Genomic DNA, 23,575 nt, shown 5'->3' on the forward strand with positions numbered 1-23,575 from the left:
TATGCGAGTCTGTAGACAAATATGAAAAAGCCCCTCACAAATGTAAGGAGCTTGTTTGCTATTGTTCTTTTTTCTCGGCGGCTTCTGCCTCTTGTTTTTGTCGCTCTTTCGCCTTTTTGACATCCGCATTATATGTTTCCATATCATAGATTGGTTCTCCATTCTCGTCCACTGTATAGGGAATAGAATAGGCAGGCACCACAGGATATTTGTCGACAAGTAATTGGCGAATATCATCACCAGGCTTTACATTAGGCTTATCCTCTTTTAAAAGCTGTCCTAAATCCACAGCATAGTCAACATGTAATTCACCATCACCTGTCATAAAAAGTGGTAACTCGACGCCAGAATAGGGACTTTTTACAGTCACATCTGTTTTATAGCCTAAATCTTTATAATTGATTTGATAAACATTTTCCGCTATTGACCCTTTTATTGGCAAATACTGTGTAGATAATTTACGAATACCTATTTCACGTATACGCTCTGCCGCGTTTAAATCTACTAATTTGACCGATGCATCATTTTCAGGATCCCAAATGATATATTGATATATACCACCTTTTTCATAGGCATTTCCAGGAATTGTCGTCAAATACTTCGGCATAAGTTTTTCAAAATCGATTAAGTATTTGATATAGATATCGGTATCTAGCTCGCTATTTTTAATTGGTACTAGTCCACCGGTTGCTTCACGGTATTCATTCACGGCACGTTGAACTGCAGCTAGTTGGTCGACATCAGGCGTGACCTTTGCCCTTTTTTCGTCTTCTGGGTACGCACATCCTACTAACAGTATGGCGGTTGCAAATACCCACAGCAAAGCACTTAGTTTTTTCATGTTACTGACACCTCATTATTTTTTATGCTGGCCATGTGGCAACTACTAGTACCATTAAAAATGTGCCAAGTCCAAACAATATGTATGCACATAAATTTACGACTGTTCGTAAAAATACATTTGAAATCTTATTCCGAGCTAAATAAATTAACCCGACTGATATAATCATAAATGCGATGCAATAAAATGACACCCACATTACATCCAGTGCAGGCATATGAGCTAACGGGCCCATTTCAAATAACCACCTTTCTTTCAATATCCAGACACAATCAAAGTATATTATACTATGTGCTTTTGCTAAAAAGAAATAGTTGTCCCATAACTATCAAGAAATGGACAACTCTTTTACAATGCATTGCCTATTCAACTAGCAGCACACAATAAGGCGTCTCAACAGATTCGTTGAGACACCTTATTTATGTCCGTTTTATGACAAGTTTAATCAAAAAATTAATATTAATGCTTCATATCATCTATTTCTCGTTTTTTCATCCGCATCATTAAGGCATCGACTGCCACTTTCGGTTCAACATCATTAAATAGAACACTATAAAGCTCCGTGGAAATCGGCATAGCCACATTATATTTTTCTGCTAATTGATAGGCTGCCTTCGTAGTACGTACACCCTCTACAACCATGCCCATTTGATCCAGCACTTCTTGTAGCTTCATGCCTTGCCCTAACAGATTTCCCGCACGCCAGTTTCGGGAGTGGACACTTGTACAAGTTACAATTAAATCCCCCATACCCGTAAGCCCTGAGAACGTAAATGGATTCCCACCCATTTTTACGCCTAAACGTGAAATCTCAGCAAGACCTCGCGTAATAAGTGCCGCTTTCGCATTATCGCCATAATTCAAGCCGTCTGTAATCCCGGCAGCTAAAGCGATGACGTTTTTCAACGCTCCTCCTATTTCTACACCAATGATATCCTCATTTGTGTAGACGCGGAAAAATTGATTCATAAATAAATCCTGTACCTTTTCAGCAGCATCGATGTTGGCACAAGCTGCAGTAACCGTTGTAGGATGATGTAACACCACTTCCTCTGCATGACTTGGCCCAGAAAGAACAACGATTTCTTCCACATACTCAGCCGGTAAGCTCTCTGCTAAAATTTCAGATATTCGTTTTAAAGAATCAGGCTCAATTCCTTTCGAAACATGGACAAACAACACTTTTTTCGTTAATTCAGCCGTTAATTTCTCGCATACTTCGCGAATTGCTTTTGTGGGAACAGCCACAACAATGGTCTCTGCATGAGTAGCTACCTTCGCCATATCACTCGTCGCATGTAAATTTACAGGTAGAATGGTTTCTGGTAAATATTTTTTATTCGTATGCAGTTGATTGATTTCTTCTGCCTGCTCAGCTCTATGTGTCCATACAAGCGTATCATGTCCATTTTCCGCTAGTACCATTGCCAGTGCAGTACCCCATGAGCCTGCCCCTAACACACAAACTTTTTCCATAACAAAATCCTCCCTTTGTTGGGTTGTCTATAATAAATTCTTTTCTTGTAAAAAGACGCCACCCAACAAATATGTCGGGTTGGCGTATTGTATGTGTATAGCTATTACCTTAAGCACGCGCTCGTGTAATTAAACGAATTGGCGTCCCTTCAAAGTCAAAGGTTTCACGAATTCGATTTTCTAAGAAACGTTCGTATGAGAAATGCATAAGCTCAGGTTCATTCACAAAAATAACGAATGTTGGTGGCTTAATCGCTACCTGGGTAGCATAGTAAATACGTAAACGACGACCTTTATCTGTCGGCGCAGGATTACGAGCCACGGAGTCCTCAATCACTTCATTTAAAATAGAAGACTGAATACGCATCGCATGATTCTCGCTTACACGTTGGATAATCGGTAAAATTTGATGAACACGCTGTTTTGTATTCGCCGACACAAAAATAATCGGTGCATAATCTAAAAATAGGAAATGCTCACGAATTTGCTGCGTAAAGACATTCATTGTTTTTTCATCTTTTTCAATGGCATCCCATTTATTCACAACGATGATCACAGCTTTCCCAGCTTCATGTGCATAGCCAGCAATTTTTTTATCTTGCTCCTGAATGCCCTCTTCTGCATTCAGTACTACTAAAACAACGTCTGAGCGTTCGATGGCACGTAGCGCACGTAACACAGAATATTTCTCCGTTGTTTCATAGATTTTTCCTTTTTTACGCATACCCGCCGTATCAATAATGACATATTCCTGTCCATCATATGCATAAGGCGTATCAATCGCATCACGTGTTGTCCCAGCAATATTACTTACAATAACACGATCCTGCCCTAAGAAAGCATTCACTAAAGAGGATTTCCCAACATTCGGACGACCAATTAAAGAGAATTTAATGACATCATCACCATATTGCTCTTCATCTTCTTTCGGGAAATGTTTCGCACATTCGTCCAATAAATCCCCTAAGCCTAAGCCGTGAGAACCTGAGATTGGCCAAGGCTCACCGAAACCAAGCGCATAAAAGTCATAAATCATTTCACGCATATCGGGATTATCGATTTTATTGACTGCTAATACGACTGGTTTTTTTGTTTTGTATAAAATTTTAGCAACTTGCTCATCTGCTGCCGTTACCCCTTCACGACCATTTGTCATAAAAATAATAACGTCTGCTTCTTCAATGGCGATTTCAGCTTGTTGACGAATTTGCTCTAAAAACGGCTCGTCTCCAATTTCAATCCCACCTGTATCAATAATATTAAAATCATGTGTCAACCACTCTGCCGAACTATAAATACGATCACGTGTTACCCCTGGGATATCCTCCACAATTGAAACACGTTCTCCAACGATACGATTAAAAATCGTCGACTTACCTACGTTCGGACGACCTACGATGGCTACTACTGGTTTCGTCATCTGTACTTCATCCTTCCAACTTCTTGTCTTTCGCTATTATACACGAAAAATGCCATTATATCATATCATATCCATAATGTAGAACGCTATGTATGGCTATTAAAGGTGTTATCCCTTTTTTTGAGAGTTCTATTAGGTGTTTTGAAGGTTTTATCCGCTATTTTTAGAGGTGTTATCCTTCAATTTAAGCGTTCTATCTTTTACTTTGATTTGTATCCTTCACTTTTAGAATCCTATCCGCTACTTTAAAGGTTCTATCCTCTACTTTTAAAGTTGTATCCTTCAATTCAAAGCTTCTATCCACTTCTTTATTGCTATCCTTCACTTTTAGAATTCTATCCAACACTTTAAAGGTTCTATCCGCTACTTTTAGAGTTATATCCTTCAATTCAAAGCTTCTATCCACTTCCTATTACTACACCCTCACTTTTGAAGTTCTCTCCCTTTCAAACCTTCTATCCACCATTTCAACCATAAAAACAGCGAGGATACATTCATGCATCCTCGCTTTATACATTATTTAAAGTTTTTCAGTTTATCGCCAATGACATCACCGAATGAGAAGCCTGTGTTCTCTTCAGGTAATTCATAATCGATTACTTCTTCTGCTTCTGGATTTTCTAGTAATTCTTTAATACTTAGGGCTAGACGGCCTTCGTCAGCATTGACATCAAGTACCTTCACCTGTACCTCTTGTCCCTCTTTTAATGCTTCATGTGGCGTGTTAATGTGCTTATGCGCGATTTGCGATATATGCACTAAACCTTCAACACCTGGGAATACTTCCACAAATGCGCCGAATGAAGTAAGACGCTTCACTCTACCGTCTAAAATAGTACCTTTGGCTGCACGTTCTTCAATACTTGACCATGGTCCAGGAATAGTTTCTTTGATCGATAAAGAAATACGTTCATTTTCTGGGTCCACTGACAGAACTTTTACTTTTACATCTTGCCCTTCAGCTAGAACCTCACTCACATCACTCACATGCTCATGCGATACTTGTGAGATGTGTACAAGGCCATCAATGCCGCCAAGGTCGATGAATGCACCAAATGATGCTAGACGCTGTACTTTACCATCCAATACTTCGCCAGCTTTAATTTGATTAATAACATTTTTCTTTTGTGAAGCTTTTTCTGCTTCTACCACTGCTCGATGAGATAAAATAAGGCGATTTTTGTCCTTATCAAGCTCAACAATTTTAAAGCTTAATGATTTCCCTTTATAGCCTTCAAAATCATCGACAAAGTAGTCCTCTACAAGCGATGCTGGTACAAAGCCACGTACACCTAAATCTACGACAAGACCACCTTTAACAATATCTTTTACTTCCGCTTCGAAAATTTCTGCAGCGGCAAATTGCTGTTCCAGTGTATCCCATGCTTTTAAAGCATCCACTTTACGTTTTGATAGAACAAAGTTTTCTTCTTCTACCTTTGTGATCATCAACTCTAATTCATCTCCTACAGAGATAACATCAGACGCTTTCTCAATGTGTAAGCTAGATAATTCACTAATCGGAACAATACCATCAAATGGAGCCCCTGGAATTGATACAGATACTGCCTTTTCATCAACTTGCGCGGCAATGCCTTTGACGATATCACCTTCGTTAAACGTTTGTTCTGCATAGTTCATTTCTTCAGACATATGTAACCCTCCTTCGCATCTTCCCTTACTATTTTATTCGATATTGAAGACAAAGACAAAAATAAATCCTTTAAATTCAAAAAATGTCTGAAATTTTAGGATTTATAGCATTTTTTCTTCTGCTAATTTTAAAATAGCTTGTGCTGCATCATCAATGGACAATGCTGTTGTATCTAAAAATAGAGCATCTTCAGCTTGAATAAGTGGCGATGCTTCACGCTCACTATCCTTTTTATCACGTAGCGCAATTTCTTCCTGAAGTTTTTCAAGAGAGGAGTCAATTCCTCTTTTTTGATTATCAATCAAGCGTCGTCTAGCACGTTCCTCTACTGTTGCAGACATAAAAATCTTTAACTCTGCATGCTTTAAGACATGTGTAGCAATATCACGACCATCCATGACAACCCCACCGTTAGCTGCAAGCTTTTGCTGTTGGGCAACTAATAGCTCACGAACTTTTGCATGGGCAGCTACTTGAGAGACTGATGAAGTGACCTCATTGGAGCGTATCTCCGCTGATACATTGTGACCATCTAAAAAGACAAGCTGTCCCTGTGGGGATGGTTTTAACTCTATAGTGCTTACTTCTAGCATCTCTGCCAATTTTGCTTCATCATCTAAATGTATGTTTTGTTGCATCGCTTTATACGTAACTGCTCGATACATTGCGCCTGTGTCAATGTAAGTAAATCCAAGTGCTTCAGCAACAATTTTCGCGATCGTGCTTTTGCCGGCACCAGCAGGCCCGTCTATCGCAATTTGAATGTTTTTCTTCATAATTCTTCCCCACTTTCTGTCACCTCATATTGTATCATATAACCCCAAAAAAGCCCTCTACCAGGAGAGGGCTTCAACAAAATATTCATGATGAACATTAATCATTAAAAGGATTCATTTCTTTACGACGATTGACTAATTGGCGTTCAAAGCAAAAACGTACAATATGCTGTTGATCGACGTCATCTGTATCCGTTAGCTGGATTGTCGCAATGCGTTTATCGTCTTTTTCAAAAATACGCACGATCATCGCATCCGTAATGACATATTTGACTTCTCCATTGGCAAAAGGCAATACGATGGTTAATTTTACTTCATCACCCTCATTGAAAGCTACTTGACCTTTCAACATGACTGCTAAGCCTCCTGCACTAATATCCACAGTCACGAGCTGATATTTATAGTCTTTCAACTGAATAGCAACATCTACAGGTGTTTCCACACGAACGTATTCTCGTCGCTGAATTTTTATAAACTCTTCTGGTGTTGGACAATGCAACATAATCATTGGTATATTACCTGCTTTACGGCCAACTACCTCTGTATTAAAAGCAAAGGATTGTTTATCCTCAGTACGGAAGGTTGCTCTAAATTCTGAGCCATCTATTAAAAATGCCGTTTTCTTTGTTGCCATATTAACCGGATAATCAATATATAGAATATTATCTTTCTGCTCTACAACTTTACAGCGGAATTTCTCCAAGCGCTCTGTATAAGTTGGTTCAAGTTGTAAATGTGTACCAATTTTTATTTCCATGAGCATCTCCCCGTGCGAAAAATATAGTTTAATTATCTCACGAGAAGTTTATTTTGGCTATATCAATTGGTAGTATTTTCATGTTAAGTTAAGTTAGATATTCCACTTTTAATACATTATGGTTTTCCGCATCAATGACTATTCTAAATGTCTCCTGTGTATTACCATCACGCAATGCAATAACCTCATAGCAAAGACGTTGCTCAAATTGCCCATTATCTGTGTAAATATTTTTTACCTCTTGTACTTGAATATCGTCCTGGAAGAATGTTTTCCAATCAATTGGCTTAGCTGTTTGCTTCTTAATATTCTCTTCTTGAATATACTCCATTGCATTCGCACCTAACAGCTCGCCTGTGTCTTTCGCTACTTTCAATTGAACACCATCAGCGTAGATTAACGCATTATCTCCAGGATGGACTCGAGCAAATGTCACATGCCATGCTTGATGATTTTCACGTGATTCCACATAGGCTACATCTTTCATGCCTAATTTCTTCACATATTCCTGCGCTTTTTTCATGACTTCCTCTTGTGATAATTTCGCTTCATCAACAGGACGTTCTACTAAATAGGATAATAAATGTCCACCCTTTTCTGTTAAATCAACATAGCCTAGTCGTATTCCTTGATGGAATTGGATATGGTAGAAAGGATATGGTGCTGTATCGCTACTTTTTGTGACTGTAAATGTTGCATCCTTAATGATTGGGAATAAGTATTTCACTTTTTCTAATGCTTCTTTTTCGGTAATAACAGCATCCTGTAATGCCTTTAACTCAATTTTTTTCTGCCAATCAGATTCCGATAAAGTTAACGGGAAATCTTTTTCGCCGTAGCCTTTTAGCGTATCTTTTACAGTATCAAATTGGGTATTTGGATTTTTATTATCTACCTGCTGTAGCCAAACATCCATTTTTCCATCATGCTTATAAAAATCGACGGTTGCTGCTGTCCACTCATCCGAAAGAGATTGTAAATTCGTTGAAACCTTAGGCATTTTCTCACGCCAAGCCTCATAATCACCTGTTTTTGCTGTCCTTTTTGCTTCATCGCCAAGACGCCCTAGATAGTTCATCCATTCACTCGAAAGTTCTTGTCCAATTGGAATATTCGCAATAGAAGAACGAACTTCTGAGCTTAAACGCCAAACCGAATCTAGCTCATTGTGAATCGCCTGCTCGTCTTGAAACAACAGGGATTGTGATACTGAGCGCTGAAGATGGGAAAGTTTCTCAGATGCATCAGTTAACTTATCTGTATACTGTGCTAGCACGGTACGTTGTAAATCTTCTTTATCTCCGTGTAAATCAATACTGTATGCCCCTAACCCAATAACGGCGATCGTTAAGACCACGAGCCAAGTTTTCATCTATGTTCCTCCTTTCTATGAACAGAAAATATGCTCTCCAATTTGTTTAATTTGTGGACGTGACCAAATCCATTTACTCGTTGCTGTTTTTGGATTGAAATAATACAACGCATTTTCAGAAGGGTCCCAGCCGTTCATAGCATCAATAACCGCTTCTTTTGCTCGCTCATTTGGCTCAAGCCAAATTTGTCCATCTGCAACGGCCGTAAATGCCAATGGTTGGAAAATTATACCTGAAATGGTGTTCGGGAAATCCGGGCTTTCCAAACGATTCAAAATAACCGCTGCAACTGCTACTTGCCCTTCATAAGGTTCTCCCCTAGCCTCTCCATATACCGCATTCGCGATTAGCTGTAAATCACGTTCTGTATATTTGGGAGGAACTTGTGTCTCTGTGCCATTATTATTGGTACTCCCACTGCTGTTGCCACTTCCACCACTCGTATTTTTTTTCACTTGCTGATCAAGTGGCTTACCACCATAATAAGTAAATTGATTCCCTGCATTTAATTGTGCTTTCACCCATTTTTCATCATAATCCGAATAGCCTGCTAACGCTTTTTTTGTCTTCGTGCCAGCAATGCCATCTACTGGTAATCCATAATTCTCTTGGAAATTACGTAAAGCCCAGTATGTGTTATAGCCAAATTTGCCATCAATTTTACTCTTATAAAAACCTAAGTATTGTAGCCTTGCCTGCAATTCAACGACATCATCTCCATAGGCACCACGAGTAATTTGCTGATCGCTAAATGCATTCGCATCGTTTTGAGGAATCGCAATTATACTAATTCCTAATATCAAAGCAAAAAGTATGCTTACTAAACGCACTTTTATCACTCCTTTTTTTTATAGCTTGAAACAAAAGGAGTAATTTATACATGATAAAAAAGAAATAAAGCGTAGAAATCTTTGACGATTTCTACGCTTTATATTTTCTTTTGCATATGCAGATGTTGCACCAGATGATAATGAGCAAGCTTCACTTTGCGCAAGCCAAACCACCATAAAAACAACATAAAAGGAATCATTAAATAAACCCAGTGACCTTTGAATGATAATATTGTATTGTATAGAATGTGAAGTACGACTGGTGCACAAAGCGCCATAGCAATCATTTCTTTTGTCTTAACAAGTTTTGAAAACTTAGCACGTCCATAATAATAGCCCATTACGACCCCGAATAAAGCATGACTTGATACTGGTAATAAGGCTCGCATGAATGCAGTGTCCAAGCCAAATGACAGTAAATAAAGAACATTTTCAATCGTTGCAAAGCCAAGTGAAATGCTGGCACCATACAATATACCATCGTAAGGGTCATCAAATTCTATATGATTGTAGATGGCAATTAATAGTACAAACCATTTAAAAAACTCTTCAATGACACTAGAAAAAAGTACGTCTTGAAGATAAAGATATCGAAAAACCCCTTCCTCTGTTAATACATACTGTAAAAACATGATAGGGAACGTTAAAAATGCGCCGTATAAAAACGTTTGTAGTAAAGTTCTTCTTGGCTCCGTAGCCATCTGATTGCGCAAATAGAAATAACTAAAAAGCGCTAGACCGGGAGCAATGGCAGCAGATAATAAAATGATCATGATGCCGGCTCCTTTCAACAATAGACTGCTATTATTATACCATGTAATGACAAAAAAACTTTTTAAAAGGAGATTTATTTTTTATGAAAAAGACAATTTTATTAATTCATACAGGCGGCACAATCTCCATGGCGATGAGTGATGAAGGAGCGGTCATGCCAAATAAGGAAAATCCTCTTATGAAGGAAAGTAATAAACTGGCTTCACTAGCCAGCATCATCGAAATAGAAGCTTTTAACCTTCCTTCTCCACATATTACACCGAAAGAAATGCTCTTATTACGTAACTTGATTATGGAACAAATTGACGCACAACCAATTGACGGTGTGGTCATCACACACGGTACGGATACATTGGAAGAAACCGCCTATTTCTTAGAGCTAACAACGAACTTAGCCATTCCGATTGTGCTAACAGGTGCCATGCGTTCATCTAACGAACTAGGAGCAGATGGGATTTATAATTTAGTGGAAGCAGTCCGAGTAGCCGTTGATGAAGAAGCCCGTGATAAAGGTGTGCTTGTTGTGATGAATGATGAGGTTCATCTTGCTGTTAACACAACAAAAACAAGCACTAGTTCAGTAAATACTTTCCAATCTCCACAATACGGACCGATTGGAATTATTACAAAATCACGCATCTTATTCCATCATGCACCAATTCGTCGACAATATGTAGATGTGAACAATTTATCCAAGCGTGTAGCGATGTTAAAAGTGTATGCGGGTATGGAAGAAGATTTATTGGATGTCGTGCTTGCCTGCAAATATGATGGCGTTGTACTGGAAGGGCTAGGCCAAGGGAATGTCCCACCATCTGTTGTAAAGGGTATTGAAAGCCTTTTACAGCGAGACATCCCAGTAGTACTAGTTTCCCGCTGCTTTAATGGTATTGCAGAAGGTGTTTATGGCTATGTGGGTGGTGGTAAAATGCTCGAAGACTTAGGCGCAATATTTGCCACAGGTATTAATGGTCAAAAGGCACGCTTAAAATTATTAATAGGCCTTAACACAACAGGTACGCCTTTAAACTTAAAGGACTTCTTCCTGTAAAGCTAAAGTATTTCTAATCATACTTCGATCACCTGTTCATAATAGCTCAATATCTCGCTAAGTCGAGCAAAAGCTTCATCAAAATCTGGTTGTATCACAGAAAATTGAATGAAATTCTTTTGGCGTAAATACTGGCTTTCACCATGAACGAATAGTCCGTTCAATGCTAAATCAAGAAGTAGGTTAGCATAAGTATTTGGCAATTGAACCGTTATCAGCATCGGATATTGAATTGTTGGATATTGAAATTGCATGATTGGTAGCTGCAGCAGTGATTGAAAGCGTTGCTGTAGCTGCTCATAGCGTGCTGGATAGGCTTGCAATGCCGTATCCACATTGCCCAGTAATACAGCAGGTAACGTAAATGGTATGGCACCTTGCTGATAATTTGCTAAATCAAGATAAGCAGGTAGTGTAGCAGATGAGGGTGCAAGTGATTGTGAAAACACAAATGCTAGCCCACTTAACGCACCAATGGCCTTGCCACTCACAGCCGTAGCTAAATAGCAGTCTTGTAAAGAAAATGGCATGGCACCGAACGAACTGATACAATCTATACATAACTTTACATTGTATTGTTTAGCTAGCGTTTTAAGAAGGCCTAAGTCATTACAAGTTCCTGTGGAAGTCTCACCATGTACTGCCAGCATCCACTGATAAGACCCCGTTTCAAGTAGTGAAGCCAGTTCTTTGCCATCAAATACTGTACCCCACTCTTTTTCTACCACCTCAAAATGTAATGACCAACGAGCGGCTTGCTTGCGTAAACGCTCACCGAATTCGCCATTTGTTAGAATAAGCCCCTTCCCTAATTGCTGTGCCTTTAGTTGAGCAAGCATCACTTCATTTGCCACCGTTCCTGTCCCAACGATTACACCAACATGATGGGCATTCGATAAATACAGCAACTTCTTCTGTACTCGTTCATAAAGTGCATTAAAAGGTAGCGAACGATGTGATAACTCGGAATAAGCGATTGCTTCTAATTGCTTCACTGGCCCTGGATAAAATGTAGAAGGTTCCGTCGTTAGTCTATGTTGTAATGATTGCTCAAATTCATTTCTTGTGAGCACCATCGGTAAAAACAAAGCATCCTCTACTCCGACAGCTGGCGCAAACTGTTTAAAACCCATCTGCTTATACAGTTTTTCCTCTCTCGTAGTACCTGAAATCACTGCCGCAGTATACCCTTTTTCGTAGGCAAATGTAGTTAAGGCTTGTGTAAGTTTCAATAATACTCGACCCGTTCGATAACCTTTCTTCACTGAAAGCAAACGAATTTCACAAAGTTTCGCACAATTTTCCTTCGATAAATACTGTTCGACCTTACCAATCTTTTCATCAATCGAAAATGGTCGTTGATCTCTAAACGCGACCATACCAATTAATTCTGTTTCCTTATAAACAACGACATACGTATTTTCCTGGTGAAATCGGTCCACTTTTTTTCTTGTTGGATTTACCTCATGCTGAGGAATTTCTTCCACAAATGTTTCATAATTCAATCGAGCGATCGCCTCAAATTCCTCATTTGTTTGGGCAATTTTACACCAATACATTTTCTTCACGTCCCTCTTTTCAATGACTCCTGAATATTAGACATATGTTTAATAAGCATGCACACGATGGCCACGATTAAAAGTCCATACGACTCTATTTTCCCCGTTTGAATAATTGCACCTAGATAGAAAATAAAGCCTCCAACCATGCCAAGCGTCAAACTTCTTGTAAACGCAGATAGAAGTACTGTACCAATGATCATCCATAAAAATAGGCTCGGTGATAAGGCAAGACCAACACCAATAAAAGTAGCTACACCTTTTCCTCCATTCAATTTCAGCCAGATTGGAAATAGATGTCCTATGATTACCCATGCAGCCCCACCAATAATGACCCATTCATCCAAATGCCACATATAGCCCAACCCGACTACCAGTACACCTTTCAATGAATCACCGAGAAAAGTCCAAATAAAGGCCCCTTTCCCAATCACACTACCCGCATTACGCGCGCCTAAATTTTTACTACGCTCTTCCTGCAAATTGACACCATATATCTTACCAACGAAATAGGCAGTCAAGATGTTTCCTATTAAATAACTCAAGAACCAATACAAGCCAATCAATGCGTTTCTCCTCTCTAAAAAGGCTGTATAAGCTACATGCCTATACAGCCTTGATCATTATTTTTTTCTCTGTTCAATAATCTTTGCGATACATTCACCATGGAAACGGCCATTTTCAATAAAAATTTCATTGGCATTATTTCCTGCTGCAATCACACCTGCAATGAATAATCCTTCCACATTGGTTTCCATCGTTTCAGGCGTAACATAAGGACGCCCCGTTTCTTCCTCTATCTCCACTCCCATTGCTTTAATAAAGGAATGATCAGGATGATAACCAGTCATAGCAAAAACGAAATCATTTTTTACTACCTTCTCTTGACCTTCTACTTCTAAAACAACCTCATGCTCTCGTATTTCTACTACATTTGTATTAAAAAGCATGTCGACTTCTCCAGTTTTGACTACCCCTTCAAATTCAGGTAGTACCCACGGCTTGATGCTTGGAGAATATTCACTGCCACGATAGGCAACCGTTACACGAGCGCCCGCTTTATTTAATTCTAACGCGGCATCTATCGCTGAATTTTTACCACCTATCACAAGAATATCCGTATCAAAGAATTCATGTCCCTCTTTAAAGTAATGGAATACTTTAGGTAACTGTTCACCTTGGATATTTAAATAATTTGGATGATCATAATAACCTGTTGCAATGATAACATATGGTGTTTCATACGTATCCTTATCAGATGTAACAGTAAACATATCCTTATTTTTTACAACACTTTGTACTTTTTCGAAGCGATTAACTTGTATATTTTTTAAACGGACAACCTCTCGATAGTAGACAAGGGCTTGATTGCGTTTCGGCTTACGTCCTTCAATTATAAATGGCACATCACCAATAGCTAACCGTTCACTCGTACTAAAAAATGTTTGATGTGTAGGGTAATGATAGATGGCATTCACGATATTTCCTTTTTCAATCACAATAGGTTGTAATCCAATATTTTGCAAAGCTATTGCTGCTGCTAAACCACATGGGCCTCCTCCAACAATAATTGCATCTGCTTGCTGCATTTCTTGACACTCCAATCGAATTTGAACAGCAAAAATTACTGTTCCATGCTTTCACATTATCATAGAATAGACGATACCTTTTTATTATACGCCTTCTCATAGGATTTGGTTGGTTATTTACTCGAAATATCAATGTCAATAATATGACATTGCGGTTTCGCACCAAGTCGAAAAGGCACTAATGTCGTCCCATAGCCATTACTTACTAAAGTCATAACACCATCACGCTGACGATAGGAACCATTTGGATGGACACCATATGGGCCGAATCGGATTTGCCCTCCGTGTAAATGTCCCCCCATCATTAAATCCGCACGAAACTTTGCACGAACTTTCGCAAAAACCCCTGGATTATGCGCAATGAAAACAACTAAATCCTGTTCTCCTACCTTGGCAAAGGCTTTTTCGAAGCTATATTCTTTTACGGTTGTATCCTCAATTGCACTCAACCAAAAGCGATTTTTCAGCGGAAGAAGTATGGCATCATTGACAATTATTTGAACCTGATATGCCTGTAAAATGTCCTTCAGTCTTTCTTCCCCAATTTCTCTGTCATTATTGCCCCAAATAAAATAGGTTGGTCCCAGGGACGATAATAATGTTAAATTTTCATGAATACGATCAATTGGTGTACGGCTATCTGCAAAGTCACCGCCAATAATTACTGCATCAAAATGCTGTCCCTGTAACTGTGCAATCATTTTCTTACTTATTTTACGTAAATGAACATCTGAAATAAAAAATAATCGTACCTTTTCCTGTTCACCTTGTAATGAAAGCTGGTGAGACAATACATTATTTTCATATGCCACCTTCCACATATAGAGTAGAAGGGCGATGACTACCAAAAGAAATAGCCCTAAATATAGCATTTTCTCACTTCTCCTTACGACAGCAAAAAGGCGATTCGTTTCTTAAGAAGAATCGCCTTTTTGCTAAATCAGACGTACGTTTTGGTGTGAACGTTTGTCTGTTATTTTATACTAGAAAAACTATATAACCATAAAAAATTCTATTAAGGTAGCTTAATGACTTGCCCAACCATGACGGTATTAGAAGACATACCATTGGCAGCACGAATTTTAGCTAAAGTCGCTTCACTGCCATCGCCATAATGATTTAATGCAATTCGGTATAAGTTCTCATTTGCTTTTACAGTATGTGTACTTGCTTTAGCATTTTGCTTTGCTTCTTGCGCTTTTCTAGCTTCTTCTGCTTTTTTGGCTGCCTCTGCTTGTTGTTGAGCTATTCTCGCTTCCTCAGCTTTTCGAGCTTCTTCTGCTTTTTTTGCTTCCTCTGCCTTTTTAGCCTCTTGTGCTTTTTTCGCCTCTTCAGCAGCTTTTTGTTCAGCTGCTAATTTATCGGCATCTTTTTGAGATTGCTCCTGAGCCTTCTTATCCCCCTGAGCGTCTTGACCCTTATCATTTTTATCTTTATCAGACGCAGATGCCTCTGAAGGATCTAATTCGACAACCTGTTCAGCTGTATCCTTTTCAGCTTGCTCAATCGTTTTTCCTGGTTCATAAAATTTCCAAAAATAGATGAGGATCGTTAATGGTATCAAGATAAAAATAACAAAAAGAATCGTCATTAACGGTGTTTTACGTTTCGAATTTTTTGGCTTTTTGTTTTTATTACCATTTTTATTCATTCTGGAAACTCTTGATAAGGATTGCTGTTCTTTTTGCTCATCTTCAAATGATTGACGATGCTCTTCTATTTTATCGCGATAATCTTCTTTATTCATTCGCCTTTCCCCCAACCTTACTACGCTTTCTATCATCTCTATTATGACGAATTTTACGAAAAAAGTAAATGACCGTCAGTTTTAGTCTAAATACCCATTAATAGTTGCTGCAATCGACTTTCCCATGATGCCATTTCTACTTTCTTCTTCTCTTTTAAGCGTGTTTTCTTGATTACATCATAATGGATTCCACAATTTTCACAACAGTTTTCCGGTTTTTCCTGCAATTTTTGCCCAAAATACCCGACTAAATGTTCACGAATACAGTCTTTTGTCTGTATGATTTTAAGCATTTCATTCACTGCATGGTATTTCTCTAGGGCTAAATGATTTAGTCGAGCTTTTACTTGTTCCGTAGACTCTCGTTGAACCCAATAGTCTAACACACGGAAAGCCGTCTCACTCAACTCCCCATTTTTTAGCATTTGGGCTGGCTGTATTTGCTGGGATAGCAGCTCCTGATAGCGATCTACATGGTGTAGTGTTGGTAAATCGCCTGTCACAACAAATTTAGCTAGCTCCTCATCACCATCACTATACAGTAAAATGGCAAGTGCAGATTGACCATCACGCCCTGCACGTCCAATCTCCTGCATATAATTCGCTATATTGGCAGGCATTGATTCATGAATGACCTGCCGTATATCAAGCTTATTGATTCCCATGCCAAAAGCATTCGTTGCGACAATCCAATCCAATTCACCAGCTATAAATTGCTGTTGGATAAATTGACGGTCCTCCGCCCCATAGCCAGCATGATAGGCAGCGACACGAATGCCTGCTTGTAAAAAGGCTTCGCTATATTGTTGCGCACGTTTACGTGAGGAAACATATAAAATACCAGGACCCTCCGTTTCTGTAATATGCTGCATAAGCCATCTAGCTTTATCGGCCTTATCCCCCACTATTACACGACCTAGATGAATATTTGGGCGGTCAACATTATACATAAACTCGAATGGCGCTTTGAGAGATAAAGTTTCTCGTATATCTCGAACAACCTTATTGGTTGCCGTAGCGGATAATGCCAACATGGGTGGACGATTTTCTCTCGATAACCATTCACCTATCCGTAAATAATCAGGTCGAAAATCAAAGCCCCATTGTGATATACAATGCGCCTCGTCTACTACGATTAAACCTAGCTTCATCTGTGCCAGTTTATCCTGTACCTGCTGCTGGAGCAACATCTCCGGTGAAGTAAAAATAAAACGATATTGCTCTAAATAATGTAATACATAGCGTTTCTCTGTTAGAGATAAAAAGGAATTTAAAGCTACCACCCTCTTTTCCCCAAAACGCCGGAGCTCTTCCACTTGATCCTGCATTAAGGAAAGTAATGGTGAAACAATTAACACTGGCTTCTCTAACATATAGGCTGGTAGCTGGTAGCAAAGTGATTTTCCCATTCCTGTTGGCAACAACGCAATGACATCTTGTTCTTGCAGTAAAGCCTCAATGACCTCTTTCTGCCCTGGTCGAAAGGATGAATAACCAAAATGCTTATGCAATAATTGTTCAAGCTCCATTTATACTTCTCCTTTCGCAAGGACAAGCCTTAATTGAAAATAACTCATATCGTTTAAAGCTTCATGTAATATTTTCAATTTTTTTGTTTGATATTGCTTCGATGCCTGCCACACTTTTTGAGCTTCTTCATAGGAGACGAATGGGCCAATAGAAAAGTTCGGTTCGTACATGGCTAATTCCACAAAATGATCCTCAATTGTGCTTTGTTTTAGCTTTCTCATTTGAACAATTTGCTCCATCGAATAACCTTGTTCATATAATTGTGCGGTTTGTTGCGCAGAATCTGTTAGCAATATTTTAACTTTTATTCCTTCTGTCACATGCCCCAGCAATGGATAATCATCCATTTTTTGTTGCACTTCATTTAATAATATATGTAGGGTTTCAATAAAAGCCAATTGACTATCTAGCACGTTTTCCTTCCGTTCATCTGCAAGCTGTTGCCACGTCCATCCTGGTAATTGATAACCACTTAAACGATAGAGAACAAGCTGTTTGCTTGCATCTGAAACAGGGAGAATGTTTAGCACGTGGTTACATTCTGCCAATAATTGCTGCTGCAAATGCCCTTCCTTGTAATGATGTTCCTGTAAAAATGATCGCACCCATGCTTGAATCATTGTGTCTCTACTAATCGGTGAAAAGGCACGAACGGCTGCGGCTTGATGTGACAAACTTTGCACAATAAGAGAGAGCCTTGCAAAGAACACATGCTCATTTCCTCGATAGTGCCAACCATCAAAGAAAAAGGTTGGCGTTTGTTGTGCATGTTGTAATCCTAGCTTTTCCATGTAAAAATGACCAGATTCCTGCACTTTTAACCAACTATACTGCATAAATAAGGTTACAGCCTCGTCAAATGTAGGACGAGATAGTTTAGGTAATAGGCCAAAATATTGATGCAGTTGAAAAAGACCAATATCTTGAATTGTCTGGCCTGAACGCTTCCCTCTTAGGACATGATAGGCAGCCGAAATCGTCCGCTCCTTATTGAGTTTTTGAAAGATTTGCAATAGAATTTGATGAAACATTGACGCAAATTCCTCCAATTTAATAGTATTTAAGTTGAAATGTAAGATAAACATCTTTAAAATGAGTATGAAGCTTTGTAGGAACATCGTTAAAGGAGAGAAAAAAATGGCTAAATACACAATAGTTGATAAAGATACATGCATCGCTTGTGGCGCATGTGGAGCCGCAGCGCCAGACATTTATGATTATGATGATGAAGGTATTGCCTTCGTTATTTTAGATGATAACATGGGAACTGCTGAAGTACCAGAAGATCTATTAGAAGATATGCAAGATGCTTTTGAAGGTTGTCCAACAGACTCTATCAAAGTAGCAGACGAAACGTTCGATGGCGATTCATTAAAATTCGAATAGTCTTCAATTGATGTATACCCTAGAAGGCATCCTTCAATGGATGCCTTCTTAATTGATTAAAATACTGGTTAACTTTTGCATCAAGATAATAAGCATATGGTCCATTGCTATACATACCAATCTATTGGAGGAATGTGAATGTTTGAGCAGTTACAAGTTGAGCATAGTTTATTTTATATTGACCAAGACCATATGAATAGATTTAAAAATCTTGCTGCAAAGTGGCAATCGATATTTCCAGATGTGTGTGCGAAATGCTTGAATTCAGTAGACGCATGGGCAAACGTGTTAAATAACTGGGTTTTCTTAAAATCACAGCAGACCGATGAGCTCATTCTCAATCCTTCTAAAGCCATCTACTATTCCATCAATACATTCTTACTTGATGAGCTTCAAAAAATTCAAATAATTCAAAAAATAAAGGAATGTGAGAATGATGATTTTCAGTATTTTGCTGCCTTCCAATTAGGAAATGCAATTGATTTATGGGTGTATAATACACTTGAAAAAAGTACAGAGTCTGATTTGTTAAAATCTCAAAATCGAAAACCTTATTTCCTCGCTTTTTTAGACGATGATTTTCAAACTGACAATGCTTTATTCCATAAAAATCAAACAAGAGCAATCAAAATATTAGCCCAGGTCATTCGGTCACAAAATTGCTTTAGAATCACTGTCAGCAGTGCCGTTAATCGAGCAGTAGATATGTACGAACATTATGTAACAAAATAAAATAGCACACTTTTCAATTCGTCTCTACTGTGAAGAGATGAATTTTTTTTGCTCTGTAAACTGCTTCTCTTTTCATCTTGTTATTGCAACGATATTTTATGTATGATAAGATTTTAGTAGTTGGTACTAATAACAGATATTATCTCACAAAGGAGTTCTTTATAATGATGGATAATTTATTACAATTAAAAGATAAGAACATTGTTGTCATGGGCGTAGCAAATGATCGCAGTATTGCTTGGGGCATTGCAAAACGCTTATTTGACGTTGGTGCAAATGTCATCTTCACGTATCGTCAAGAACGCTCATTAAAAAAATTACAAAAACAATTAGAAAATATCGGACAATCTGACTCTCTTGTTGTTCAATGTGATGTGAATAGTGATGACAGCACAAAAGCAGCTTTTGATGAAATCGGCTCAAAGGTTGGCGTTATTCATGGGATTGTGCATTCAGTGGCTTTTGCGCATGCAGAAGATTTACACAACCGTTTCCTTGAAACAACTCGAGAAGGCTATGCATTCGCACAAGATACAAGTGCTTATTCACTTATTTCCACAGCAAAAGCAGCTCATCCATATATGACAGAGGGTGGTTCTATCGTTACGATGAGTTACCTAGGGGCAGAACGAGTGCTTGATGGCTACAATGTTATGGGTGTAGCAAAAGCGGCATTAGAGGCTTCTATGCGTTATTTAGCTGCTGATATCGGCCAAGATAATATTCGCGTCAATGCTATTTCAGCTGGTGCGATTCGTACACTCGCTGCAAAAGGTGTTCCTTCCTTTAACACAATTTTACACAAAATCGAAGAAACAGCTCCTTTAAAACGTAATGTTCAACAAGACGAAGTAGCAGATATGACGATTGTGATGCTATCTCACCTATCACGTGGTGTCACTGGTGAAACAATCTACATCGACGCTGGCTACAATATTATGGGTTAACAATAAAGAAGTATGGAAGATGCGTCATCTTTTCCATACTTCTTTTTCTTTTTTATAGCATTGTCCATATCGTTTGGATCAATAAAATGAAACCTGCTGCTACTAAGAGAACATAAATTAATATTCTAAACAGCTTTTGATTTAATCTAGTAAATAACATCTGTCCAAAAATAAGTCCTAAGAAAACAATGGGCAAGGCATACATACTATAAACCCAAATCATTTTACTTGTGCCCTCAAAAATGACTTGAGAAAGTAAGCTAATAAGATAGATAAAAATATAGTAGGCTAGTGAAACTGCTCTAATGGTTTCTTTATTTCTATGTGTGCTCGCAAAATAGAGTAACAGTGGTGGTCCCGCCATCCCAATACTGGTTGTGAACATACCTGATATAAAACCAACGCCATAATCCCTACTCCTTGTTTGTTGAATAGAGAGATTTTTAATCAAGAGAATCGTAAGCCCTATTAGTAGGATGGCAATGAGTAACTTGAATGTCGTCACATCGACTAAGGCAAAGAGTAGGCTACCAAAAGGAGCCCCCACAACACTACCGATCATCACCTTCTTAAGCAACGCTACATCAATATCCTGCCTCACCTTCCATATAAGAGAAAATGAAATAACAAGGGACAGTATTATATTTATTTGCATCGCCTCTTGTGGTGAAAAAAGCAACAGTAAAAAAGGCGTGGCCATAACGGAAAAACCAAATCCTGTACTGGTTTGTAAAATAGAAGCTGCTAGGATAATGAAAAAATATAAAAATAATTCCTGCAAAATGACACCTCACATCATGTTGTGATACGTTGCCGAACAATGAATCTCTTTAATAAGAATGATAGTACACAAGCAATGAATAAAAACAGTGCAATCATCGCTATAACACCTATCCAACCATATTTCATCCAAAAAATCCCACCTATTGTTCCTCCAACACTCGAACCAAAATAATAGAAAAATAAGTAGAGTGAGGATGCTTGTGCTTTATCGTGTGATGCCCGTTTGCTTACCCAACCACTTGCGATTGAATGAGCTGCAAAAAAGCCAAAGGTGAAAATTGTTATCCCTATAATCTTTAAAGTAAGGATTCCATTGAGTGTCACTAAGGCTCCTGCAAACATAATAGCAATGGCTAGCAAAAGCATTTGTTGTCGTCCATAACGATCAGCTAAACTACCAAACCATGCTGAGCTAAATGTCCCGACTAAGTAAATGACAAATATCCAACCTACAATTGTTGCACTTAAATTATAGGGAGGAGCCATTAATTTAAAGCCAATATAATTATAAAGTGTGACAAAACTTCCCATTAAAAGAAACCCCATCCCATAAAGACACAGCATAGAAGGATCTCTTAAATGTTGCAGTAGGGTTTTGGTCAATGCTTGTAATTGTAAAGGTCGTGCGCTAAAATGTTTGGAGCTTGGTAACATCCAGACAAACAATATACTAACAAAGAGGCTAATTCCTCCAAGCACCATCATGCCTGTATGCCAGTTATAATGGTCCGTTAATGTACCAATAATAACTCGTCCACTTAGCCCCCCTACTGAATTACCGCTAATATATAAGCCCATGGCAACCCCTAAGCTTGCTGGTTCCATTTCTTCTCCTAAATAAGCCATGGCGATTGCAGGCAAACCAGCAAAAACGATACCTTGTACAACACGCAAAACTAAAATTGTTTCAAAATTAGGTGAAAATGCAAGTGCCAAGGTCAGAATAGAAGCTGCAAAAATAGAAATCGTCATCAATGATTTTCTTCCCCATGCTTCTGATAACGAACTGACAATGATTAAACTCACTGCTAACGCAAAGGTAGTTACTGAAAGAGATAAACTTGCTACAGCTGGTGAGACGTGAAATACTTCTGAAAATGTCGGTAGTAATGGCTGCGTTACATATAGGTTAGCAAAAGTAATAAAGCCTGCTAAAAATAAGGCCCAATTTGCTTTATGAAACGCCCTCGTACCCTTTTGTATATAGTCCATGAAACGCTCTCCTTCACTTCTTCCACATGCTACTATTATTCTAATACAATATTTCGTAAAACACACGTCTCCCTTGTCAAAAATTAGACAAAAACGTTTTCATTTTTCACGATGAATAGCAAATTATAATTGACAAATAAAAACATCCCAACTTTATTTAATCGTCCTTTAATAAAAAATAAATAGTTATTTTGACTTGGCAAATATTGTGCTACAGTAAATATAATCATCTAGAACCATTGTCACAATGAAGACAGATGACACAACCATTTTCATTGACTAGACTTGGAGGAATTTTTATGAAAATTATTGAAGCTTTAGCCCTTGCAACACCTTATATTCATCTAGCATTAAAGCAAGAAGCCATTGTAGCTGTTGTCGAAAAGGAAAGTGAAACAGTCGTTAAATATTTAGCAGGTAAACGTGTGGATTCAGGCTATCATGATGGACAAAAAGTGAATGCCAATGACCAAAATGTTTTCATCGCCTTTAATGGACAAAATGCAGATGTGGTGATACCAGAGGATGTTTACGGCGTAGCAATCAATGCTTTTTCATTCCCCATTCGTGAAAATGGTCAAGTAGTAGGTGCATTAGCTTTTGGCTTACCAATAGATAATGAACTTAAGCTTGAAGATTATATGGGTACGATGGATAAGATCGTCAACAGTCTACAGGATAAAGTACATACAATTGCTTCCCATTCTGAGGAATTAGCGGCCACTAGTGAGGAAATTAATAAGCAGGCACAACATGCTCTAGAGGATTCTGAAAAAACAAATGCCGTGACAGATTTAATTAAAAGCATTTCTCGTCAAACTAATTTACTAGGTTTAAATGCATCCATCGAGGCTGCTCGCGCTGGACAGCATGGTGCTGGCTTTAATATTGTGGCGCAGGAAGTTCGAAAACTGTCCTTCGAGACATCTAGCGCTACCGAAAATATAGAGTCATCCTTACGGAATATTAATAGAAATCTAGATAATCTAAAGCAAAATATGGGACAAATCAATGATGCAACGAATGAGCAAGCACAGCTCGTACAGGATTTTAGCGAAATTATAGAAGAGTTAACCGTACTTAGCCGAGAAATGAAAGGCTTTATGCACAATGCATTAAAATAAAAATGAGGTGAACA

Annotated in this window: 25 protein-coding genes; 5 read left to right on the plus strand and 20 right to left on the minus strand. The window is 38.4% G+C overall.

Features of this window, described 5'->3' with window-relative positions:
* Positions 1-58: 58 nt before the first annotated feature.
* The 11 genes from ACEVFT_RS19870 to prsW all read right to left on the minus strand — a co-directional run bounded on the left by ACEVFT_RS19870 (position 59) and on the right by prsW (position 9,900).
* Entirely contained in the window at positions 59-841 is a 783-nt protein-coding gene (locus ACEVFT_RS19870) for a hypothetical protein (protein WP_205442350.1), read from the minus strand.
* Between the two features lie 22 nt (positions 842-863).
* The gene (locus ACEVFT_RS19875; RefSeq protein ID WP_004232605.1) at positions 864-1,076 is read right to left on the minus strand and encodes a DUF2768 domain-containing protein; all 213 of its coding nucleotides are present in this window, start codon (positions 1,074-1,076) and stop codon (positions 864-866) included.
* A gap of 224 nt (positions 1,077-1,300) precedes the next feature.
* Positions 1,301-2,317 (minus strand): NAD(P)H-dependent glycerol-3-phosphate dehydrogenase, encoded by a 1,017-nt coding sequence (locus ACEVFT_RS19880; protein ID WP_205442349.1) that lies wholly within the window; start codon positions 2,315-2,317, stop codon positions 1,301-1,303.
* A 109-nt stretch (positions 2,318-2,426) separates the two neighbouring features.
* A complete protein-coding gene (der, locus tag ACEVFT_RS19885) occupies positions 2,427-3,737 on the minus strand; it encodes a ribosome biogenesis GTPase Der (RefSeq protein ID WP_205442348.1) in 1,311 nt (436 codons plus the stop codon).
* A gap of 193 nt (positions 3,738-3,930) precedes the next feature.
* Positions 3,931-4,080 carry a hypothetical protein gene (locus ACEVFT_RS19890; protein WP_393951084.1) on the minus strand — a complete coding sequence of 50 codons (150 nt, stop codon included), beginning with the start codon at positions 4,078-4,080 and terminating at the stop codon, positions 3,931-3,933.
* 173 nt (positions 4,081-4,253) lie between these two features.
* Positions 4,254-5,390 carry a 30S ribosomal protein S1 gene (gene rpsA / locus ACEVFT_RS19895; protein ID WP_393951085.1) on the minus strand — a complete coding sequence of 379 codons (1,137 nt, stop codon included), beginning with the start codon at positions 5,388-5,390 and terminating at the stop codon, positions 4,254-4,256.
* Between the two features lie 102 nt (positions 5,391-5,492).
* Complete coding sequence (gene cmk, locus ACEVFT_RS19900; protein WP_205442346.1) at positions 5,493-6,167, minus strand: (d)CMP kinase; 675 nt, start codon at positions 6,165-6,167, stop codon at positions 5,493-5,495.
* A gap of 97 nt (positions 6,168-6,264) precedes the next feature.
* Complete coding sequence (locus ACEVFT_RS19905) at positions 6,265-6,924, minus strand: flagellar brake protein (protein ID WP_393951086.1); 660 nt, start codon at positions 6,922-6,924, stop codon at positions 6,265-6,267.
* A gap of 88 nt (positions 6,925-7,012) precedes the next feature.
* On the minus strand, positions 7,013-8,296 hold the full coding sequence (locus ACEVFT_RS19910) for a PepSY1/2 domain-containing protein (RefSeq protein WP_205442343.1): 1,284 nt from the start codon (positions 8,294-8,296) through the stop codon (positions 7,013-7,015).
* Positions 8,297-8,311: 15 nt separating this feature from the next.
* Positions 8,312-9,127: a spore cortex-lytic enzyme gene (gene sleB / locus ACEVFT_RS19915; protein WP_205442341.1), complete on the minus strand. Its 816-nt coding sequence runs from the start codon at positions 9,125-9,127 to the stop codon at positions 8,312-8,314.
* Positions 9,128-9,225: 98 nt separating this feature from the next.
* Positions 9,226-9,900 carry a glutamic-type intramembrane protease PrsW gene (prsW, locus tag ACEVFT_RS19920; protein ID WP_004232588.1) on the minus strand — a complete coding sequence of 225 codons (675 nt, stop codon included), beginning with the start codon at positions 9,898-9,900 and terminating at the stop codon, positions 9,226-9,228.
* 83 nt (positions 9,901-9,983) lie between these two features.
* Here prsW and ACEVFT_RS19925 point away from each other — a divergent pair, with 83 nt between their 5' ends.
* Entirely contained in the window at positions 9,984-10,952 is a 969-nt protein-coding gene (locus tag ACEVFT_RS19925; RefSeq protein ID WP_393951087.1) for an asparaginase, read from the plus strand.
* A gap of 17 nt (positions 10,953-10,969) precedes the next feature.
* Here ACEVFT_RS19925 and ACEVFT_RS19930 read toward each other — a convergent pair whose 3' ends face one another.
* The 7 genes from ACEVFT_RS19930 to ACEVFT_RS19960 all read right to left on the minus strand — a co-directional run bounded on the left by ACEVFT_RS19930 (position 10,970) and on the right by ACEVFT_RS19960 (position 18,408).
* Entirely contained in the window at positions 10,970-12,511 is a 1,542-nt protein-coding gene (locus tag ACEVFT_RS19930; protein WP_393951088.1) for an aminotransferase class V-fold PLP-dependent enzyme, read from the minus strand.
* A gap of 5 nt (positions 12,512-12,516) precedes the next feature.
* The gene (locus ACEVFT_RS19935; protein ID WP_393951089.1) at positions 12,517-13,056 is read right to left on the minus strand and encodes a glycerol-3-phosphate acyltransferase; all 540 of its coding nucleotides are present in this window, start codon (positions 13,054-13,056) and stop codon (positions 12,517-12,519) included.
* A gap of 78 nt (positions 13,057-13,134) precedes the next feature.
* The gene (locus ACEVFT_RS19940; protein WP_393951090.1) at positions 13,135-14,100 is read right to left on the minus strand and encodes a YpdA family putative bacillithiol disulfide reductase; all 966 of its coding nucleotides are present in this window, start codon (positions 14,098-14,100) and stop codon (positions 13,135-13,137) included.
* Between the two features lie 113 nt (positions 14,101-14,213).
* Positions 14,214-14,972: a metallophosphoesterase gene (locus ACEVFT_RS19945; protein WP_393951091.1), complete on the minus strand. Its 759-nt coding sequence runs from the start codon at positions 14,970-14,972 to the stop codon at positions 14,214-14,216.
* A 143-nt stretch (positions 14,973-15,115) separates the two neighbouring features.
* On the minus strand, positions 15,116-15,847 hold the full coding sequence (locus ACEVFT_RS19950; protein ID WP_205442334.1) for a LysM peptidoglycan-binding domain-containing protein: 732 nt from the start codon (positions 15,845-15,847) through the stop codon (positions 15,116-15,118).
* Between the two features lie 86 nt (positions 15,848-15,933).
* Positions 15,934-17,376 carry a RecQ family ATP-dependent DNA helicase gene (locus ACEVFT_RS19955; protein ID WP_205442333.1) on the minus strand — a complete coding sequence of 481 codons (1,443 nt, stop codon included), beginning with the start codon at positions 17,374-17,376 and terminating at the stop codon, positions 15,934-15,936.
* Positions 17,377-18,408 (minus strand): YpbB family protein, encoded by a 1,032-nt coding sequence (locus ACEVFT_RS19960; RefSeq protein ID WP_393951092.1) that lies wholly within the window; start codon positions 18,406-18,408, stop codon positions 17,377-17,379.
* Between the two features lie 106 nt (positions 18,409-18,514).
* Between ACEVFT_RS19960 and ACEVFT_RS19965 the strand changes: the two genes are divergently transcribed.
* The 3 genes from ACEVFT_RS19965 (at position 18,515) to ACEVFT_RS19975 (ending at position 20,442) form a co-directional block, all read left to right on the plus strand.
* Positions 18,515-18,763: a ferredoxin gene (locus ACEVFT_RS19965; protein ID WP_004232564.1), complete on the plus strand. Its 249-nt coding sequence runs from the start codon at positions 18,515-18,517 to the stop codon at positions 18,761-18,763.
* Positions 18,764-18,901: 138 nt separating this feature from the next.
* Positions 18,902-19,495: a hypothetical protein gene (locus ACEVFT_RS19970; RefSeq protein WP_393951093.1), complete on the plus strand. Its 594-nt coding sequence runs from the start codon at positions 18,902-18,904 to the stop codon at positions 19,493-19,495.
* Positions 19,496-19,659: 164 nt separating this feature from the next.
* The gene (locus ACEVFT_RS19975; protein WP_016993332.1) at positions 19,660-20,442 is read left to right on the plus strand and encodes an enoyl-ACP reductase FabI; all 783 of its coding nucleotides are present in this window, start codon (positions 19,660-19,662) and stop codon (positions 20,440-20,442) included.
* 52 nt (positions 20,443-20,494) lie between these two features.
* On the opposite strand, the gene ACEVFT_RS19980 is transcribed toward ACEVFT_RS19975, so the two are convergent.
* Both ACEVFT_RS19980 and ACEVFT_RS19985 read right to left on the minus strand, forming a co-directional pair.
* Complete coding sequence (locus tag ACEVFT_RS19980; protein ID WP_393951094.1) at positions 20,495-21,223, minus strand: sulfite exporter TauE/SafE family protein; 729 nt, start codon at positions 21,221-21,223, stop codon at positions 20,495-20,497.
* A 14-nt stretch (positions 21,224-21,237) separates the two neighbouring features.
* The gene (locus ACEVFT_RS19985) at positions 21,238-22,437 is read right to left on the minus strand and encodes an MFS transporter (protein ID WP_393951095.1); all 1,200 of its coding nucleotides are present in this window, start codon (positions 22,435-22,437) and stop codon (positions 21,238-21,240) included.
* Positions 22,438-22,736: 299 nt separating this feature from the next.
* On the opposite strand from ACEVFT_RS19985, the gene ACEVFT_RS19990 reads away from it, so the two are divergent.
* Positions 22,737-23,561: a methyl-accepting chemotaxis protein gene (locus tag ACEVFT_RS19990; protein WP_205442327.1), complete on the plus strand. Its 825-nt coding sequence runs from the start codon at positions 22,737-22,739 to the stop codon at positions 23,559-23,561.
* Positions 23,562-23,575 lie beyond the last annotated feature (14 nt).

This window comes from Lysinibacillus sp. PWR01 (assembly GCF_043359455.1).
Lineage (GTDB): Bacteria > Bacillota > Bacilli > Bacillales_A > Planococcaceae > Lysinibacillus > Lysinibacillus fusiformis_F.

Bases quoted from the DNA above. Each gene is read 5' to 3' on its own strand.
- ACEVFT_RS19870 (WP_205442350.1), bottom strand. From the start codon at position 841: ATGAAAAAACTAAGTGCTTTGCTGTGGGTATTTGCAACCGCCATACTG.
- ACEVFT_RS19875 (WP_004232605.1), bottom strand. From the start codon at position 1,076: ATGGGCCCGTTAGCTCATATGCCTGCACTGGATGTAATGTGGGTGTCA.
- ACEVFT_RS19880 (WP_205442349.1), bottom strand. From the start codon at position 2,317: ATGGAAAAAGTTTGTGTGTTAGGGGCAGGCTCATGGGGTACTGCACTG.
- der (WP_205442348.1), bottom strand. From the start codon at position 3,737: ATGACGAAACCAGTAGTAGCCATCGTAGGTCGTCCGAACGTAGGTAAG.
- rpsA (WP_393951085.1), bottom strand. From the start codon at position 5,390: ATGTCTGAAGAAATGAACTATGCAGAACAAACGTTTAACGAAGGTGAT.
- cmk (WP_205442346.1), bottom strand. From the start codon at position 6,167: ATGAAGAAAAACATTCAAATTGCGATAGACGGGCCTGCTGGTGCCGGC.
- ACEVFT_RS19905 (WP_393951086.1), bottom strand. From the start codon at position 6,924: ATGGAAATAAAAATTGGTACACATTTACAACTTGAACCAACTTATACA.
- ACEVFT_RS19910 (WP_205442343.1), bottom strand. From the start codon at position 8,296: ATGAAAACTTGGCTCGTGGTCTTAACGATCGCCGTTATTGGGTTAGGG.
- prsW (WP_004232588.1), bottom strand. From the start codon at position 9,900: ATGATCATTTTATTATCTGCTGCCATTGCTCCCGGTCTAGCGCTTTTT.
- ACEVFT_RS19925 (WP_393951087.1), top strand. From the start codon at position 9,984: ATGAAAAAGACAATTTTATTAATTCATACAGGCGGCACAATCTCCATG.
- ACEVFT_RS19930 (WP_393951088.1), bottom strand. From the start codon at position 12,511: ATGTATTGGTGTAAAATTGCCCAAACAAATGAGGAATTTGAGGCGATC.
- ACEVFT_RS19940 (WP_393951090.1), bottom strand. From the start codon at position 14,100: ATGCAGCAAGCAGATGCAATTATTGTTGGAGGAGGCCCATGTGGTTTA.
- ACEVFT_RS19945 (WP_393951091.1), bottom strand. From the start codon at position 14,972: ATGCTATATTTAGGGCTATTTCTTTTGGTAGTCATCGCCCTTCTACTC.
- ACEVFT_RS19950 (WP_205442334.1), bottom strand. From the start codon at position 15,847: ATGAATAAAGAAGATTATCGCGATAAAATAGAAGAGCATCGTCAATCA.
- ACEVFT_RS19955 (WP_205442333.1), bottom strand. From the start codon at position 17,376: ATGGAGCTTGAACAATTATTGCATAAGCATTTTGGTTATTCATCCTTT.
- ACEVFT_RS19960 (WP_393951092.1), bottom strand. From the start codon at position 18,408: ATGTTTCATCAAATTCTATTGCAAATCTTTCAAAAACTCAATAAGGAG.
- ACEVFT_RS19965 (WP_004232564.1), top strand. From the start codon at position 18,515: ATGGCTAAATACACAATAGTTGATAAAGATACATGCATCGCTTGTGGC.
- ACEVFT_RS19970 (WP_393951093.1), top strand. From the start codon at position 18,902: ATGTTTGAGCAGTTACAAGTTGAGCATAGTTTATTTTATATTGACCAA.
- ACEVFT_RS19975 (WP_016993332.1), top strand. From the start codon at position 19,660: ATGATGGATAATTTATTACAATTAAAAGATAAGAACATTGTTGTCATG.
- ACEVFT_RS19985 (WP_393951095.1), bottom strand. From the start codon at position 22,437: ATGGACTATATACAAAAGGGTACGAGGGCGTTTCATAAAGCAAATTGG.
- ACEVFT_RS19990 (WP_205442327.1), top strand. From the start codon at position 22,737: ATGAAAATTATTGAAGCTTTAGCCCTTGCAACACCTTATATTCATCTA.